Genomic DNA, 17,023 nt, shown 5'->3' with positions numbered 1-17,023 from the left:
CCGGACGGCGCGACGAACGGCCGGTCGGGACGGCGCTAGACAACCATCGACCACCGACACTGGTTCCGCAATCCGCCGAGGGGATGACTCCCCCGGCCCGCGGCCGCCGGGACGCGCGGAGGACGCGCAGGAGACGTGTCGGCGGCGGCTCCTACACTTCCAGGATGCGCATCGCCACCTGGAACGTGAACTCCATCCGGGCCCGCACCGGCCGCGTCGTCGACTGGCTCGTGCGCGAGGACGTGGACGTCCTCGCCATGCAGGAGCTCAAGTGCAAGCCCGAGCAGTTCCCGCACGAGGCCTTCGCCGACGCCGGCTACCACGTCGAGATGGTCGGGCTCAGCCAGTGGAACGGCGTCGGCATCGCCTCGCGCCTGCCGATGGACGACGTGCAGATCGGCTTCCCGGGCATGCCCGGCTTCGCGAAGGAGGCGGCGGCCGACGGCTCCTTCCCGCTCGAGGCCCGCGCGATCGGCGCCACGGTCGACGGCGTGCGCGTCTGGAGCCTCTACGTCCCGAACGGCCGCGCGGTCGACGACCCGCACTACCTCTACAAGCTCGAGTGGCTCGCAGCCCTCGAGGCGAGCACCCGCGAGTGGCTGGCCGCCGAGCCCGACCTGCCGCTCGCTCTGGTCGGCGACTGGAACGTCGCGCCGCTCGACAGCGACGTGGGCGACCCGAGCCTCGGCCCCGGATCCACGCACGTCTCGATCCCCGAGCGCGCCGCCTTCGCCGCCTTCGAGGACGCGGGCCTGCGCGACGTCGTCCGCCCGCTCGTGCCCGAGGGCTACACCTACTGGGACTACAAGCAGCTCCGCTTCCCGCGCAACGAGGGGCTGAGGATCGACTTCGTGCTCGGCTCCCCCGCGTTCGGCGAGCTCGTCACCGGCGCCTCGATCCACCGCGACGAGCGCAAGGGCGACGCCCCGAGCGACCACGTCCCGGTGGTGGTCGACCTCGACCTCGAGACGACCCTCGACGACGACCGCCCGATGATCTTCTGAGCATGGCCTCGTCGAAGAAGAAGCGCGCGCGGGCCGAGGCCGCCTCGGCCGGCGCCTCCCGCCCCGCCGCCCGACCCGCGACGGCGCGCCCTGCGACCGCCCGCCCCGCGACCGCCCGCCCCGGAGCCGCGCACGACGAGTTCCGGTCCGACGCCTACCGCTCGGTGGGCGAGATCATCGCCGCCGGGAAGCCGCGCCGACGCCGCTGGGACCTCGTGCTCTCGATCCTCGGCTGCCTCGCCCTCGGCCTGCTCACGATCGTGCTCGGCTACCTCGCCGCGATCCTCTCGGTCTTCCCCGCGCAGTGCGAGGGCCAGAACTTCGCCTGCGACTTCGACCGGATCGACTGGGGCGTCTCGATCGCGCTGATCGGGCCGCCCGCGCTGACGCTGATCGCCGTGGCCGTGACGGTCGTGCGCTACCTCGTGGGCCGTCGCGCGTTCCTCGTGCCGGTCATCGGGTTCGTGCTCTGCATCGCCACCGCGTTCCTCGCCTCCTCGCTCGTGACGAGCTCGATCCCCGGTTCGGCGCTGGTCTAGCACTTACCCGGGGGGGCGCGTCAGCGGTCGGAGCGGTCGGCGCTGGTCCAGCACCGACCCGGGGGCGCGTCAGCGGTCGGCGTGCTCGGGGCGCGATCGCGCGGTCAGCCGCAGGCGGGCTCGTCGTTCAGCGTGACCGCGGTGGGGTTGATCATCGGGGTCACCCGCACGGTCTGGTCGCCGAAGCCGGCGGCGTCGCCGGCGCTGAACTGCACGTCGAACGTCTCGGACTGGCCGGGCGAGAGCTGCACCGCGACCTTCGAGACGGGACGGCCGAGGTCGTCGAGGCTCTCGGGTCCGTAGCCGGTGCCGTCGGCCCAGGCCGCGCTCGACACCGTGGTCCCGGGAGGGCCGTAGACGTAGATGTTGGTGACGAAGTCGCCCAGGGGGTACGCACCGCGCCCGCCGGCCGCGGCGACGTAGCCGGGCAGTGTCCGAGCGACCGCCTTCGAGATCGTGTTGGTCACGGTGACGGAGGTGGTGAAGACCGCGCCCGAGGCGGCGCACCGGCCCGCGCTCGACTGCGTGACCGCCGTGCTCAGGTAGTAGTCCATCTTCGAGCCGCCCGAGGCGTCCTGGAAGAACACTCCGGTGGTCGTGCCGTCGGTCGTCGTCTGCGGCAGGACCCCCGCGATCGGCGTGGGCGCGAGGAGCGCCTGCTCGTCGGCGTCGGAGCTGTAGGCGAGGATGCGGCTCTCGTCGACCGCCTTCACGATCGCCGGGAGCATCTTCGTCGGCTCCATCTCCCCGCCGAGGATCTTGCCCAGGACCGTCGCGCTCGCCTCCGAGAAGAACTCGTCGGTGCGCTCGGCCACGACCGACTCCGGGTAGCGGAAGTAGACCTCGTTGAGCAGGGTCGAGACGGTGTTCTCGCTCGTGAGGACCGTGCCGTCGGTGAGGGTCACCGGCCCGGTCGAGCCGAGGAGGTAGGAGAGGGCGACGGGATCGATCGCGAGGACGCCGTCGATCCTCTGCTCGGGGAACTTCTGCGCCCAGAACTGGGAGGCGATCGAGGCGGCCGTCGGGAAGTCGGGGCGGCTGGTCGAGACGTTGAAGGTCGTCGCCATGTTCTCGCCGATGGTGTCGAGCGCGCTCTGGTCGACGGTGACGGGCGCCAGACCGCGGAAGTCGCCGCTGCCCAGCTGACGGCCGATCGAGATCGCGCCGCCGTCGACGTCGAGCTGCATCACCGACGACGCGCCGCCGCCCAGAGCCTGCGACTCCGCCAGGTTCTGGAACATCACCAGGTAGTGGCGCGGGCCGGAGGCTCCGAGGGAGTCGGGGAGGATCGCGGTGAGCGGCTCGACCTGCTCCATCGCCGCGGTGGCGGTGGCCAGCTGCGGAGTGAAGGAGTCGAGCGCGGAGGCGACCTGCGGCACCAGCGCGCCGCGGTCGATGCCCTCGACGCGGGTCTGCGCCGCGTCGACGACCTCCTTGGCGACGGTGATCTTCTGCGACAGCTCGGTGATCGCCGCGAGGTCGACCCTGCCGTCGACGGGCTTGAGGATGTCGAGCGAGGTCGTGGAGAGCGGCGTGACGATCCGGCCGGAGATGTCGTCGGCGATCTCGGTCGCGGCGCGGACCGCGGACAGGTTCGGCCCGAGGACGGGCACCACCTCCATCACCCGCCACACCGGGTCCTCGGTCTCGTCGCGCGCCTCGCCGGTGAGGGTCGCGATCCGGCCCGCGGTCTCCTCCGCACCGGAGGTGTCGAACGTCGTCAGCCTGTCCGTCACCTGCGACACCAGCGGGATCGCCTCGGTCAGCTTGTCGCGGACGGTCATCGCCTTGTCGTAGGTGCGCACGCCGAGGAGCACCGCGACGACGGCGCCGATCAGCAGGACCAGGAGGACGATCAGCGTGATCCAGAGGCCGCGACGGCGGCGCGGCCTGCCGCGGGCGGAGCGGTCGGCGGACGTGGTGGTGCTCATTCGAGAGAGCCTAAGCGACGGTCGGCGGAGTGCGACCGGGCCCGCGCCACCGGCCCCGTCCCAGGACGAGGGACACGCGACGCGGATGCGCGGGCCGTCCGGCGCCTCCGCCGGGACCGAGCGGGAGGCGGGGATGCTGCTCCGCTCAGCCCAGCAGGAGGGACACCCCGATGAGCACGGGCACCGCGGCGACCGTGGTCACGAGGGCCGTGTCGCGGGCGACGGCGATGCCCCGGTCGTAGCGCGAGGCGAAGGTGAAGATGTTCTGCGCGGTCGGCAGCGCGGCGGTCACCGTCACCACGAAGAGGTGCTCGGAGTCGAGGTGGAACGCGAAGCGCCCCAGCAGCAGCGCGACCGCCGGCATCACCAGCGACTTGAGCACGGAGGCGACGACCACCTCGACCCGCGCCGGCCCCGCCTCCAGCGGCCGCTGCCCGCGCAGCGACATCCCGAAGGCGATCAACACCAGCGGGATCGACGCGTTGCCGATGATCGAGAACGGCTGCAGCACGGGCGCGGGCAGCTCGACGCCGGTGAGGGCGACGACGAGGCCGAGGGCGGAGGCGATGATCATCGGATTCCGCAGCGGCTGCGTGAGGATCGCGCCGACCGAGGTCCGCCCGCTCGTCGAGACGTCGAGCAGCGTCAGGATCGTCGGCGCGAGGACGATCAGCTGCAGGAGGAGCGTCGGGGCCACCCACTGCGGATCGCCCAGCACGTAGATGGCGACCGGCAGCCCGATGTTGTTGGCGTTGACGTAGGAGGAGGCCGCGGTCCCGATCACCGTCTCCGGCAGCGGGCGAGGGAAGAGCAGCCGCGAGGCCAGCACGTAGAGCAGGGCGACGGTCAGCACCGTCAGGAGCGAGACGAGCAGGAACGAGGAGAAGAGGACGGAGACGTCGGCCCGCGACAGCACGGTGAACAGCAGCGCCGGCGTCGTGACGAAGAAGGCGATCCGCGACAGGATCAGCCGGCTCTCGGGCGGGACGATCCGGAACCGCGCGATCAGGTAGCCGACCGCGATGACGACCCCGATGATCGAGAAGCCGGTGAGCACGCCCTCCACGCCGCCGCCTCCCCGCCGCGGCCCGTCCGCTGTCGCGCCTCCACCCTAGGCAGTGGCCGGGCGTTGCAGCGCCGGCGGGACGCGCCTACGGTGTGCGGCATGCCGCATCTCGAGGTCCCCGGCGCGAGCCTCTACTGGGAGGCGGACGGCCACGCCTCCGCGCCCGCCCTGCTGCTCGTGCACGCGGGCATCGCCGACCTGCGGATGTGGGACCCGCTCGTCCCCGACCTCTCGCGCGACCGGCTGGTGGTCCGCTACGACGTCCGCGGCGCGGGCGGAACGAGCACGGAGGACGTGGAGTACGACCCGCGCCGGGACGCCCTGGACGTGCTCGACCACCTCGGGGTCGAGCGCGCGGTGGTCGTCGGCTGCTCGCGGGGCGGGACGCTCGCGCTCGACCTGGCGCTCGAGCATCCGGAGCGGGTGACCGGCCTGGTCGTGATCGCGCCGGGCCTGGCGGGCTTCGACTACCCCGCGCTGACGGCGGAGGAGGAGCGGCGCTTCGGGGAGGTCGAGGCGCTGGAGCTCGCGGGCGAGCGGGAGGCCGCGGCGATCGTCGAGGCGGAGCTCTGGGCCGTGGGTCCCGACCGCTCCGCGGACGACGTGGCTCCGGAGTTCCTCGCGCGGGTCCGGGAGCTCGCGCTCACGGGCGTCGGCCACGAGGCGGAGGCCCCCCGCCCGATCGATCCCTCCGGGCCGGCGGGCGAGCGGCTCGGGGAGATCGCCGTGCCGACCCTCGTCGTGGCGGGCGCGCACGACCTCTCCGAGTCGCTGCCGGTCTGCGAGCACCTCGCCGCCGAGGTGGGCGGTGCCGAGCTGCACGTGCTCGAGGACGCGGCGCACCTGCCCGGCCTCGAGCACCCCGAGGAGTTCCTCGCGGTGCTGCGGCCGTGGCTGGAGCGCCACGAGATCTGATCAGGCCACGGCGGCCAGGTCGAACGCCCAGTCCACGTAGAGCTCCGACGGCTCGCCCTGCTCGACGAGGTCGATCCGGTCGAAGCCGGCCTCGACGCAGGTCGCGCCCGCGTCCAGGTCGCTCTCCGCCACGAAGGCGTGCACGAAGCGGGGCACGGGGAACGCCGCCGCCTCCTCGAGCAGCATCCGCACGGAGTCCGCGGTGATGCCGCGGGCGTGCGGAGCGATGCTCCACGCCGCCTCGTAGGCGACGACGCCGCGCGAGCAGCCGTACCAATAGCCGATGGAGCCGACGGAGAGTCCGTCCAGCTCGACCACGTAGAAGAACGCGTCGCCGTCCGCCCAACCGCGCAGGTAGCGGTCGTGGCGCACGAGGATCTCGCTCTCGCTCTCGAGGCCGCCGCCCGCGTGCGCGAGGGTGTCGCGCAGGACGGAGGCGTCCGCCTGCGGCCAGGGGAGCAGGCGGAGGTTCTCGGGGTGGTGGTCGATGCTGGCTGTTCTCTGGTCGCTTCCGGGTTCGGGTCCCGTCACGCGCTCCGATCCTCTCTCTCAGGATGGCTCGCCGATCGAGCGCGCCGCCAGGGTGTTCGGCGCGCCTGTCCGATCGGATGTCTCCGCACTCGGGATGCGGACACGGTGTCGCCCCATCTTCGACCCGATGAGGGGAGGGAAACGGAAGCGGTGAGGAATCTAGCCCCGGACGGGGGGCGGCACCTGCACAACGCCTGGGCAACCGCTGACCGCGGGGCCTCCGAGGGGCGGCGGAGACGTGCGCCCGCCCCCGCGAGATCGCCGCTTCGCTCCGCCGAGACGCAAGAAAAGCGCGCGCACGAGCCCATACGCTCGGAGTCGGAGCGCGTTCCGCTCCTGCAGCCCCGTATCACCAGCGTGAGGAGGATCACCATGTCGCAAGCCGTGCAGAGCACCGTCGTCGGAGAACCCGAGGTCGTCGAGGACCGCGTGGAGGAGTTCGCCGCCTGGCTCGACCTGAAGGCGGCCGCCGCCGGGCTGCAGCCGCTCCAGTCCCAGGACGGCTCGCTCGCCGATCCCGAGCGGCTCGAGGAGGCGCGCACCCTCGTCGAGCGGATCGTCGCCGGCGTCCGCACCCTCGCCCCCGCGTTCCCGCACGACGCCGCGTATCTCGACGCGCTGGTCGTCGACCTCGAGCGCTGGAGCGCCGGCGGCCTCGGCCTGCCCGACTTCCTCGACTCGCTCACCGCGTTCCAGCCGCAGCTCGAGCGCGTCGACGGCCGCCGCCACCTCGTCGTCTTCCCCATGTACACCCAGAACGGCAGCCGCGACCGCCACGTCGAGGCCGTCCTCGTCGAGGTCGTCTGGCCGCGGTTCGTCGCCGAGCTGGAGGCGGGCGACTACTCCAACGCCCTCTTCGTGCCCGTGCGCTTCGTCGACTTCACCGCCGGCTACGACACCGACAGCGCCGTGCTGTTCCCCGAGACGGTCGCGATGCGCTCCGTCCCGTCCTTCACCTGGGGCGCGATCTTCGCCGACCGCGAGGCGGCCCGGTTCCGCCGCGTCGTCACGGAGGCGGCCCGGATCACCCGTCTCGAGCTCCCGGAGGACGCGCAGCGCCTGCTGGCCGACCAGCGCCTGGCGGAGGAGTCCTTCGTGATGTGGGACCTCATCCACGACCGCACTCACATGCGCGGCGACCTGCCGTTCGACCCGTTCATGATCAAGCAGCGGATGCCCTTCTTCCTCTACTCGCTGGAGGAGCTGCGGTGCGATCTCACCGCCTTCCGCGAGGCCGTCGCCATCGAGCGCCGCCTCGGCGCGCTCGACCGCCGCGACGACGAGGAGGAGGCGCTGGCCGAGCGCTCGCGCTTCGTGCAGTACGCGATCCTGTTCGACCGGCTCTTCCGCTTCCCGCTCACCGGGTCGCGGGTGCGCAACTACGACGGCCTCGGCGGCCAGCTGCTCTTCGCCTGGCTGCACCAGCACGGCGTCCTGCACTGGACCGACACCCGGCTGGCGTTCGAGTGGGACGGCGTCGCCGACGTGGTCGTCGCCCTCTCGGACGCCATCGACGAGCTCTACTGGCGATCGATCGACCGGCCGAAGACGGCGCACTGGCTGGCCGCGCACGAGCTGATCGCGGCCACTCTCACTCCGCACCCCGCCTCCGCCTGGGCCCGCGGGCTCCCGGACGAGGTGCTGCTCGGCGCCCCGCGCGGGCTCACCGACGCGGTGCTGGACGACGAGTTCCCGCTGTCGATGTTCTACGAGGCCCTCGGGAAGAAGATGGGCGACGTCATCGCCTCGACCCGGGGCATCACCGGCCGGGACTGACGTCGCGCCCGGGAGGTGGCGGGGTGCGCTCCTCCGCCTCCCGGGGCCCCGTCCGACCGGCGTCGGTTAGCGTGGGGCGCATGCCCTCAGGTGACGGAGCCGCGGACCCGCTCGGCGCGGGCTGGATCCGGCGAGCGCCGAGCCGGGCCGGATACGTGCGCGATGCGGTCACCGCGGGGATCCTGCTGGTGGCGACGATCGTCTCCGTCGCGCTGTACTCCTCGGCGGGCTTCCCGGACGCGGCGCACCCCGTCGTCAGCGCCCACTGGGCCGTCCTGATGACCCTTCCCCTCGCGCTGCGCCGCCGGTTCCCCGCGAGCGTGGCGGCCGGGCTCTCCGTCGTCTACGCGCTCGGGATCGTGCTCCAGGTGCCGGAGTCGCTCTTCGGCCAGATCTGCCTGTTCCTCGCGCTCTACACGGTCGGCGCGTGGGGCCGGAACCGGCGCACGGCGCTCGTCGTCCGAGTGGCGATCGCGGTCGGGATGCTGGGCTGGCTGCTCACCACCCTCGCCACGGGCGAGTACTTCGGCAGCTCCGTGCCGGTCGACGACTCCCCCGGCCTGCTCTCGCCCTACGCGGCGGAGTCGGCCCTCGCGGTCGTGTCGAACCTGCTCTACTTCGGCAGCGCCTACGTCTTCGGCGAGGCGTCGTGGCAGTCGGCCCGCCGGCTGGAGGCGCTCGAGACGCGCACGGCCGAGCTCGACGACGAGCGGGAGCGCTCCTCGCGGCAGGCCGTGTCCTCCGAGCGGCTGCGGATCGCGCGCGAGCTGCACGACGTGGTCGCGCACCACGTCAGCGTGATGGGCGTGCAGGCGGGAGCGGCGCGGCGGGTGCTGGCGCGGGATCCGGAGCGGGCGGCGGCATCGCTCAGCGCCATCGAGGGCGACGCGCGCTCGGCGATCGAGGAGCTGCACCGCATCCTGGTCGCGCTGCGCGCCGAGGACGCGGTCCCGAATCCGCTCACCGACGCCGCGTCCACCCGCGGGGTGGCCCAGCTCGAGGAGCTGGTCGCGGCGTCCAGCGGGTCGGGCCTGCCCACCGTCTTCCTCACCCTCGGCACGCCCCGCGAGATCCCCGCGACGGTGGGGCTCAGCCTCTACCGCATCGCGCAGGAGTCGCTCACGAACGTCCGCAAGCACGCGGGGCGCGGCGCGCACGCCGAGGTGCGCCTCCGCTACGCCCCCGACGCGGTCGAGCTCGAGATCGCCGACGACGGCGGGTCCGGCCCGCACCCGAGCGCTCCCGCCTCCTGCGGACTGGGGCACACCGGCATGAGCGAGCGCGCGGCCGCGGTCGGCGGCTGGATCGAGATGGGGCCGAGGGGCGGAGGCTACCTCGTGCACGCCCGGGTGCCGCTGTCCCCCGTCCGGGCGAGCGTGCCGGACGCCGACGACCCGGTACCGTCGTCGGAGACGTCGCGGGGGCGTCAGGAGCGAGCGAGCGGGGGCCGCCCATGACCGAGCACGTGCGCGTGCTGCTCGTCGACGACCAGGAGCTCGTCCGCGTGGGCTTCCGCATCATCCTCGAGTCGGAGCCGGGGATCGAGGTGGTCGGCGAGGCCCGCACCGGGCTCGAGGCCCTGCAGCGCGCCTCCGAGCTGCGCCCCGACGTGATCTGCATGGACGTGCAGATGCCCGGGCTCGACGGCCTGGCCGCGACCCGCGAGATCGTGGCCGACCCGCGCCTGTGCTCGCGGGTGCTCATCCTCACCACCTTCGACCGCGACGACTACCTCTTCGAGGCGCTCTCGGCCGGCGCCAGCGGGTTCCTGCTCAAGAACGCGTCGCCGGAGGAGCTGGTCGAGGCCGTGCAGGTGGTCGCCCGCGGCGACGCGATGCTCGCCCCCGACGTCACCCGGCGCGTGATCGAGCGGTTCGCGTCCGTGCCTGAGCACACGCCGGCCGCGGCCGAGCACTCCGGAGTGGCCGACCTGACGGACCGCGAGCGGGAGGTGCTCGTGCACCTGGCGCGGGGCTGGTCGAACGCCGAGATCGCGGCCGAGCTGTTCGTGGGCGAGGCGACCGTGAAGACGCACGTCTCGAAGATCCTGATGAAGCTCGGAGTGCGCGACCGGATCCAGGCGGTCGTGTTCGCCTACGAGCACGGGATCGCGGTACCGGGGCGCCCCTGAGCGGTCGGCCGGGCGGTCAGCGCCGGGGCTGGCTCGAGGCCGGGCGCGGCGGGGTGCGGCGGACGAACTCCATCCGGATCTCCGGCACGATCTTCCGGTCGAGCACGACCGTCATGTAGCGGCCGTCGACGCGGGCGCCGATCGCGACCACGTCCGGGTCGGTGTCCACGCGGTAGCCGCGCAGCGCCTCCCCGTCCACGATCACCGGGACGCCGCGCACGACGTCCTCGTCGCGGAGGGCGGCGGCGACCACCGGCATCCCGCCGCGGCGGCTGCGCACGCGACCCGGGAAGGTGTTGCGGAGCACGTCGCCCATGTGGGCCGCGAGGCGGGACTCCAGGGGCCGGCTGCGCTCGGCGGGGATCGGCACGGAGGTGCGGACCGCCTCCCAGAGCACCGGGTACCGCATCCGCGTCACCTGGTCGACCATCCACGGCGGCAGGTGGTCGTTCTCGGCGCGCTCGATCGCGCGCTTCTGCTCGGGGGTCAGCGGGACGTGGTTGACGGGGTCGGCGCGGTTGCGCGGGTTCTTGTAGAACGAGTACGAGAGCGAGATCTCGACGAAGCGGCCGAGCGCCATCGTCTGCGCCGCGGCGAACTCCTCCAGCCTCGGCTGGGGCGCGAACGCGAGGACGGGATCGCCGAAGCGAGCCGCGATCTCGTCCACCCCGGGAGGGGCGGGCATGTCGCGGACAGCTCCCGTCGTGTCCATGCGCATACGTCAAGAGTGGCCTGCCTCCCAGCCGATACCAACTTCTTGACGGAGATCGGCTTTCGGGTCGTCGTCCTTTCACCTGCCCGAAACATGCGGGAGGCAGGAGGGGTGTCTCGGCGGGCGCCTCCGGGGCTCCTCCGGGCGGCGGGCTGCGAAGATGGAGGGATGAGCGCTCTGCACGATCCCGACGTCCGCGGCTTCGCCTCCGACAACTACTCCGGAGTGCACGACGAGGTCCTCGCCGCGATCGCCGCGGCCAACGGAGCGCACCAGATCGCCTATGGCGAGGACGTCTACACCGAGCGCCTGCAGGAGGCGTTCCGCCGCGAGTTCGGCGAGCAGGCCCAGGCCTTCCCCGTCTTCAACGGCACGGGCGCCAACGTCACCGGTCTGCAGTCGATGCTGCCGCGCTGGGGCGCCGTCGTCTCGGCGGGCACCGCGCACATCACCTCCGACGAGGGCGGAGCGCCGGAGAAGGTCGGCGGGATCAAGATCCTCACGGTCCACACGCCGGACGGCAAGCTGACCCCGGCGCTGGTCGACCAGGAGGCGTGGGGCTTCGGCGACGAGCACCGCGCCCAGCCGCTCGTGGTCTCGATCACCCAGTCCTCCGAGCTCGGCACCGTCTACACCCCCGAGGAGGTGCGCGCGCTCGCCGACCACGCGCACGGCCTCGGCATGCGGCTGCACATGGACGGGGCGCGCATCGCGAACGCCGCGGCCGCCCTCGGCCTGCCCCTGCGGTCCTTCACGACCGACGCGGGCGTCGACGTGCTCTCGTTCGGCGGCACCAAGAACGGCATCCTGCTCGGCGAGGCGATCGTCGTGCTCGACCCGGCGGCCTCGACCGGGCTGACCTTCCTCCGCAAGACCAACATGCAGCTGTCCTCCAAGATGCGCTTCATCTCGGCGCAGCTGCTCGCCCTGCTCGGCGACGGCGGCGAGGAGGAGCCCCTGTGGCTCCGCTCGGCCCGGCACGCGAACGCCATGGCGGCGCGCCTGCGCTCGGGGCTCGAGGAGGCGATCGCCGCCGGCCGGATCACCGGGCTCGAGTTCACGCAGCAGACCCAGGCCAACGCGGTGTTCGCGACGCTGCCGCCCGGAGTCGCGGACCGGCTCCGCACCGCCTACCGCTTCTACGACTGGAACCCGGCGACCGGCGAGGTCCGCTGGGTCTGCTCCTTCGACACGACGGAGGACGACATCGACGCGTTCACGGCCGCGATCGAGCGCGAGCTGGCCGCGTGAGGGCCCGCCTCCCGCGCCTGGCGACGGTCGGCGCCGCGCTCGCCGTTCTCGTCGCGCTGACGGGCTGCACGTCGGCCGAGCGCTCGGACGTCGCGGCCACCCCGTCGGCGTCCGAGACCGCCGCTCCGACTCCGTCCGCGACTCCGACGCCCTCCGCGACTCCGACGCCCTCGCCCACGGCCTCGACCCGCCTGGGCTGCGACTCCCTCCTCCCCGCCACACGGGCGGCCTCGGCGCTGGGGGTCTCCCGCAGCGCTCTCGAGGGCAGCCGCGAGGTGACGACGCGCTCCTCGGGCGAGCTGATCCGCGAGGCCGCGGAGGAGAACGGCGGAGTGCTCCGCTGCGCCTGGTACGACGAGGACGCCTCGATCACCGCGGCGGCGGTCGACGACGCCGCCGAGGCGTTCGCCGGCCGTCCGGGCCCGCGCCTGGAGACCGGCGTCGAGGCCTACGGCTCCTGCACCGACGGCAGCTGCGACCTGGACCTGCTCGCCGACGCCACCTGGGTGACGCTGCAGCTGCGCGGCGCCCCGGCCGCGGTCGACCTCGCCGCGCTGGCGACCGGCACCGCCTCCGCCGCGCTCGGCAGCCTCGACGAGCCGGTCACCGCGACGGCGCCCGTCTGCACCGAGGTCCTGACGGCCGAGCAGCTGTCCGGTGCCGCCGGTCTCGCGCAGGCTACCGCGGGGACGGGGACCGGGACGCCGACCACCGCGTCGGCCGCTGCCGCCGCCCGGGCCGGGTACGCCTCCTGCAGCTGGAGCGACGCCTCCAGCGCCGCCTACTCGGGAGTGACGGTCGACGCGCTCCCGAACGGCGACGACGGCTGGCGGAACCTCTCGCTGACCTCGGGCCTGGCGATCCCGCTCGAGCCGCTCGACGGCTTCGGCGAGAAGGCCCTCACCGGCTGCGCGGCGGGCGTCTGCGAGATCGACGCGCTGGCCGACGACGTGTGGTGGCGCGTGACCGTCACCGGCGACGCGGCGAAGGCCGAGGCCGTCGCCCGCGCCGTGCTCGCGAACGCCTGACCCGCGCACCCCGCTCCTCCTTCGCGAGCGGGTCAGCGCCAGTACTCGTACCAGGACGACTCGCGGCAGCCGAGGGACGCGTAGAGGCGGCGGGCGCCGGCGTTCTCGGCGAGCACCTGGAGCCAGAAGCGCGCGACGCCCCGGCCGGACGCGTCCTCGAGGAGGGCGCGGATCACGGCGGAGGCGAGCCCGCGGCGCCGGGCGTCCGGCCGGGTCGCCAGGGCGAAGAGGCCGCCCCAGAGCTCGCCGTCCGGCGCCGTGACGAGCGCGAGGCGGCCGGTCGCGGCCGGGCCGTCCCCGTCGACGGCGAGAGCGTAGGAGGAGGGGCAGCCCGCGAGGATGCGCTCGGCGACCGCACGCTCCTCCGCGCCACCGCGACCGTCCACCGACCACCAGAGGGCGAGCCAGTCCTCGTCGGGAGCCGGGGCGAGGCGGACGCGAGGCCGCGGCGCGGATACCGGCGGCGCGGGCCTCGACGTCGCGGGCAGGGCGGCGAGCGCCTCCTGCACCGATCCGGTCAGCACGAGCGTCCGGTCGATCGGCGCGGCGCCCCGCTCGGCGAGCAGCCCGGTCAGACCGGCGGGGCTCGGCGGCCCGATCTGCACGAGGGGCGCGATCCCGTGCTCGCGGGCGAACGCCTCCGCCGCGTCGAGCGCCGCCTCCTGGTCGACGACGTCGCCGGACGCGAGCACCGAGTTCGCGCGCTTGGTGACTCCTGCGGAGGCGCGCAGCTCCCACGCGCCGAGGGGGCGCCGCACGAGCGCGGGCCAGGCGTCGGCGGCGAGGCGGTCGAGCAGGCGCGGATCCATCGGGCCACGGTAGCGGGAGCGGCGCCGGAGCCCTGTGGACGCCCCCGGAAACGGCTCCGGCCCGCAGGATCCGCCGCGGACGAGCCGAGCGGGATCCTGCGGGCCGGAGGCCGTGGAGGGACGAGCCCTACATGTTGATCATGTGCCCCTTGAGGCCGTGGAAGCCCTCCTGCAGCGCCTCCGACAGCGTCGGGTGGGTGTGCACGTTGCGGGCCAGCTCGGTCGCCGTGAGGTCCCACTTCTGGGCGAGCGTGAGCTCGGGAAGCAGCTCCGAGACGTCCGGGCCGATCATGTGGGCGCCGAGGAGCTCGCCGTACTTCTTGCTCGCGATGAGCTTCACGAAGCCGGTGGGCTCGCCGAGGCCGTGGGCCTTGCCGTTCGCCATGAAGGGGAAGGTCGAGACGGTGATCTCGTGTCCCTCGTCCGTCGCCTGCTTCTCGGTGAGGCCGAAGGAGGCGATCTGCGGCTGGCAGAACGTCGCGCGCGGCATCATCCGGTAGTCCCCCAGGGTCTGGGTCTCGGCACCGGCGAGGGTCTCGGCGGCGACGACGCCCTGCGCCTCCGCGACGTGCGCGAGCTGCAGCTTCGCGGTGACGTCGCCGATGGCGTAGATGTGCGGCACGTTGGTGCGCATGTGGTCGTCGATCGCGATCGCGCCGCGCTCGGTGAGCTCGACGCCCGTCTTCTCGAGGCCGAAGCCCTCGGTGCGGGGGACCCAGCCGATCGACATGAGCACCTTGTCGACCTCGAGGGTCGACTGCGTGCCGTCCTTCGCGGTGTAGGTGACCGTGACGTAGCCGTCCTTGTCGACGACCGACTCGACCTTGGTCGAGGTCAGGATCTCGACGCCGAGCTTCTTGTACTGCTTCTGGATCTCCTTGGAGACGTCCGGGTCCTCGTTGGGGAGGGCGCGGTCCATGAACTCGATGATCGTCACGTCGACGCCGTAGTTCTTGAGGACGTAGGCGAACTCCATGCCGATCGCGCCCGCGCCCACGATGGCCATCGTGTCGGGGAGCTCGCGGGTCATGATCTGGGTCTCGTAGGTGACGACGTTCTCGGAGAGCTCGACGCCGGGGAGGAGGCGGACGCTCGCGCCGGTCGCGATGATCGCGTCGTCGAAGGTCAGCGACTCCGTGCCGCCCTTGCTCAGCTGCACGTCGAGGCCCTGCGGGCCGGTGAAGGAGCCGACGCCGTCGAACTCGGCGATCTTGTTCTTCTTCATCAGGAAGTGGACGCCCTTGGTGCGGCCGTCCGCGACCGAGCGGCTGCGGTCGAACGCCGCGCCGAAGTCGAACGAGACGTCGCCCGAGATGCCGAACTGCTTCGCCTGGGTGTGGAAGAGGTGGGCGAGCTCCGCGTTGCGCAGCAGCGCCTTGGACGGGATGCAGCCGACGTTGAGGCAGACACCGCCCCAGTACTGCTTCTCGACGACGGCGACGGACTTGCCGAGCTGGGCGGCGCGGATCGCGGCCACGTATCCGCCGGGGCCTGCCCCCAGGACGACGACGTCGAAGTGCTGGGCCATGGATGATCCTCCAGAGTCGTGGATGGTGGTGCGCGGGGTGACCACGCCGTCTCCCACCGTACCGTTCCGGGGCTCGGAGGCGGCCCGCTCCTCCGTAGGCGAACGAGCGTGCGGGCGTCTGCCGTGCACGCGCGGGAATGCCCGCGGGGCGGGGACGGTTGGGCTCCACGGGCGACGGAGCCCCTCCCCCAGTCCCCCGCACGGAAGAAGCCCCGCGATGTCCGCCACCGCCTCCCGCACCGCCAGCACCAGCGCCCCGATCCTCGACGTCCTCGCGGAGCGCTGGAGCCCCCGCTCCTACGACGCGACCGCGACCGTCTCCGACGAGACCCTCGCGTCCCTCCTCGAGGCCGCGCGCTGGTCCCCGTCCGCCAGCAACTCGCAGCCGTGGCGCTTCATCGTCGCCCGCCGCGGAACCGACGAGTTCGACCGCATCGTCTCGACCCTCGCCGGCTTCAACGGCGCCTGGGCCGGCTCCGCCGCCGTCCTGGTCGTCGCGCTGGCCGAGACCGTCGACTCCGAGGGGAAGCCGCGCCCCTGGGCCGTCTACGACCTCGGCCAGTCGATCGCCCACCTCAGCGTCCAGGCGCACCACGAGGGCCTGCACGTGCACCAGATGGCCGGCTTCGACAAGGACGCCGTCCGCGCCGCGTTCGGCGTCGACGAGCGCTTCGACCCGGTGACGATCGCCGCGGTGGGAGTCGCGGCCGACGCCGACGCGCTGGCGAACGAGACTCTCCGCGAGCGCGAGACCGCGCCGCGCACCCGCCTGCCCCTCGAGGAGCTCGTGCTCGTCCAGGCGTAGCCCTCCGGCGGAAGGCCTCCCCCGTCCGCGGACCGGGGAGGCCTTCCGCGTCCCACCCCCTGTGTTACTCCCCGTGTCGGTCCCCGCTGTGCCGCCGGGAGCCTCTCCGTACGATCGGACGATCCGCCCGCCCGTCCCGCTGCCCGGAGAGACATGCCCGCCACCCCCGCCGCCCGCACGAGCCTGGCCTTCGACGCCGAGCTCGGCCAGTCGGCGTTCCCCGTGCGCTTCGAGGGGGTCGGCCGCACCTTCGCGCCCGGGTCCCCCGTGCTGACGGACGTGACGCTCGAGGCCGCCGCGGGCGAGGTCATCGCGATCCTCGGCCCGAGCGGCTGCGGCAAGTCGACGCTGCTGCGCATCGCGGCGGGCCTGGACACCGCCTCCGAGGGGTCCGTCCTCATCGACGGCGCCCCCGTCTCCGGCATCGACCCGCGCTGCGCGGTGGCGTTCCAGGAGCCGCGGCTGCTGCCCTGGCGGAGCATCGCCGACAACGTCGCGCTCGGCCTGCCCCGCGGCACCCCGCGCCCGGCCGCCCGCGCCGCCGTCGACGAGCTGCTCTCGCTGGTCGGCCTCACCGCGCACGCCCGCTCGCGGCCCCGCGAGGTGTCCGGAGGGATGGCCCAGCGCGCCTCCCTCGCCCGCGCCCTCGCCCGGAACCCCGGCGTGCTCCTCCTGGACGAGCCCTTCGGGGCGCTCGACGCGCTGACCCGCCTGCGGATGCAGGACCTGCTGCTCGACGTGCACGCGGCGGCTCCGGCGACGATCCTCCTCGTCACCCACGACGTCGACGAGGCCCTCCAGCTGGCCGACCGCATCGTGCTCCTCGGGCGCGACGAGCCCGGAGGCGTCTCGCGCATCCAGCGGATCGTCACCGTCCCCGGAGCGCGGCCGCGCGACCGCGGCTCGGCGGAGCTCGCCGAGCACCGGGCCGAGCTCCTCGCGGGGCTGGGCATCGAGCGGCACTGACCCCGGGCGGATCGACCCGCATCCCTCCACC

At 73.4% G+C, this 17,023-nt stretch carries 16 protein-coding genes; 10 read left to right on the top strand and 6 right to left on the bottom strand.

Annotated features, from left to right (window positions below):
* Positions 1 to 164 precede the first annotated feature (164 nt).
* Together C5C53_RS01400 and C5C53_RS01395 are read left to right on the top strand one after the other, a co-directional pair.
* The gene (locus C5C53_RS01400) at positions 165 to 1,004 is read left to right on the top strand and encodes an exodeoxyribonuclease III (protein WP_104225726.1); all 840 of its coding nucleotides are present in this window, start codon (positions 165 to 167) and stop codon (positions 1,002 to 1,004) included.
* A 2-nt stretch (positions 1,005 to 1,006) separates the two neighbouring features.
* A complete protein-coding gene (locus tag C5C53_RS01395) occupies positions 1,007 to 1,543 on the top strand; it encodes a hypothetical protein (protein ID WP_104250684.1) in 537 nt (178 codons plus the stop codon).
* Positions 1,544 to 1,647: 104 nt separating this feature from the next.
* On the opposite strand, the gene C5C53_RS01390 is transcribed toward C5C53_RS01395, so the two are convergent.
* Complete coding sequence (locus tag C5C53_RS01390) at positions 1,648 to 3,474, bottom strand: DUF4012 domain-containing protein (protein ID WP_104250685.1); 1,827 nt, start codon at positions 3,472 to 3,474, stop codon at positions 1,648 to 1,650.
* Between the two features lie 145 nt (positions 3,475 to 3,619).
* A complete protein-coding gene (locus tag C5C53_RS01385) occupies positions 3,620 to 4,540 on the bottom strand; it encodes an AEC family transporter (protein WP_104256593.1) in 921 nt (306 codons plus the stop codon).
* Between the two features lie 99 nt (positions 4,541 to 4,639).
* On the opposite strand from C5C53_RS01385, the gene C5C53_RS01380 reads away from it, so the two are divergent.
* On the top strand, positions 4,640 to 5,455 hold the full coding sequence (locus C5C53_RS01380; protein ID WP_104266606.1) for an alpha/beta fold hydrolase: 816 nt from the start codon (positions 4,640 to 4,642) through the stop codon (positions 5,453 to 5,455).
* Here the strand turns inward: C5C53_RS01380 and C5C53_RS01375 are convergent, their stop codons facing one another.
* Entirely contained in the window at positions 5,456 to 5,986 is a 531-nt protein-coding gene (locus C5C53_RS01375; protein ID WP_104266605.1) for a hypothetical protein, read from the bottom strand.
* A 372-nt stretch (positions 5,987 to 6,358) separates the two neighbouring features.
* On the opposite strand from C5C53_RS01375, the gene C5C53_RS01370 reads away from it, so the two are divergent.
* The 3 genes from C5C53_RS01370 to C5C53_RS01360 all read left to right on the top strand — a co-directional run bounded on the left by C5C53_RS01370 (position 6,359) and on the right by C5C53_RS01360 (position 9,893).
* Entirely contained in the window at positions 6,359 to 7,762 is a 1,404-nt protein-coding gene (locus tag C5C53_RS01370) for a DUF6421 family protein (protein WP_104266604.1), read from the top strand.
* Positions 7,763 to 7,842: 80 nt separating this feature from the next.
* Positions 7,843 to 9,219, top strand: a complete 1,377-nt coding sequence (locus C5C53_RS01365) for a sensor histidine kinase (RefSeq protein ID WP_104266603.1) — start codon at positions 7,843 to 7,845, stop codon at positions 9,217 to 9,219.
* Positions 9,216 to 9,893: a response regulator transcription factor gene (locus tag C5C53_RS01360; RefSeq protein WP_104250690.1), complete on the top strand. Its 678-nt coding sequence runs from the start codon at positions 9,216 to 9,218 to the stop codon at positions 9,891 to 9,893. The genes C5C53_RS01365 and C5C53_RS01360 overlap by 4 nt, the downstream gene beginning before the upstream one ends.
* Positions 9,894 to 9,909: 16 nt before the next feature.
* Here the strand turns inward: C5C53_RS01360 and C5C53_RS01355 are convergent, their stop codons facing one another.
* Entirely contained in the window at positions 9,910 to 10,605 is a 696-nt protein-coding gene (locus C5C53_RS01355; protein ID WP_104239200.1) for a hypothetical protein, read from the bottom strand.
* Positions 10,606 to 10,773: 168 nt separating this feature from the next.
* Between C5C53_RS01355 and C5C53_RS01350 the strand changes: the two genes are divergently transcribed.
* Both C5C53_RS01350 and C5C53_RS01345 read left to right on the top strand, forming a co-directional pair.
* Complete coding sequence (locus C5C53_RS01350; RefSeq protein ID WP_104266602.1) at positions 10,774 to 11,856, top strand: low specificity L-threonine aldolase; 1,083 nt, start codon at positions 10,774 to 10,776, stop codon at positions 11,854 to 11,856.
* Positions 11,853 to 12,884, top strand: a complete 1,032-nt coding sequence (locus C5C53_RS01345) for a hypothetical protein (RefSeq protein ID WP_104266601.1) — start codon at positions 11,853 to 11,855, stop codon at positions 12,882 to 12,884. Before C5C53_RS01350 ends, C5C53_RS01345 begins: the two co-directional genes overlap by 4 nt.
* Before the next feature lie 32 nt (positions 12,885 to 12,916).
* Here the strand turns inward: C5C53_RS01345 and C5C53_RS01340 are convergent, their stop codons facing one another.
* Both C5C53_RS01340 and lpdA read right to left on the bottom strand, forming a co-directional pair.
* Positions 12,917 to 13,693, bottom strand: a complete 777-nt coding sequence (locus tag C5C53_RS01340) for a GNAT family N-acetyltransferase (RefSeq protein ID WP_104266600.1) — start codon at positions 13,691 to 13,693, stop codon at positions 12,917 to 12,919.
* 127 nt (positions 13,694 to 13,820) lie between these two features.
* Positions 13,821 to 15,221: a dihydrolipoyl dehydrogenase gene (gene lpdA / locus C5C53_RS01335; protein WP_104222818.1), complete on the bottom strand. Its 1,401-nt coding sequence runs from the start codon at positions 15,219 to 15,221 to the stop codon at positions 13,821 to 13,823.
* A gap of 217 nt (positions 15,222 to 15,438) precedes the next feature.
* Here lpdA and C5C53_RS01330 point away from each other — a divergent pair, with 217 nt between their 5' ends.
* Together C5C53_RS01330 and C5C53_RS01325 are read left to right on the top strand one after the other, a co-directional pair.
* Positions 15,439 to 16,026 (top strand): nitroreductase family protein, encoded by a 588-nt coding sequence (locus tag C5C53_RS01330; RefSeq protein WP_104260960.1) that lies wholly within the window; start codon positions 15,439 to 15,441, stop codon positions 16,024 to 16,026.
* A gap of 153 nt (positions 16,027 to 16,179) precedes the next feature.
* Entirely contained in the window at positions 16,180 to 16,992 is an 813-nt protein-coding gene (locus C5C53_RS01325; protein WP_104222820.1) for an ABC transporter ATP-binding protein, read from the top strand.
* The last annotated feature ends 31 nt before the right edge of the window (positions 16,993 to 17,023 follow it).

Source organism: Rathayibacter sp. AY1E3 (genome assembly GCF_002932235.1).
In the GTDB taxonomy this organism is placed as follows: domain Bacteria; phylum Actinomycetota; class Actinomycetes; order Actinomycetales; family Microbacteriaceae; genus Rathayibacter.
Note: the sequence above shows the minus strand (reverse complement) of the source record. Positions and strands in the feature narration are given on the sequence as shown.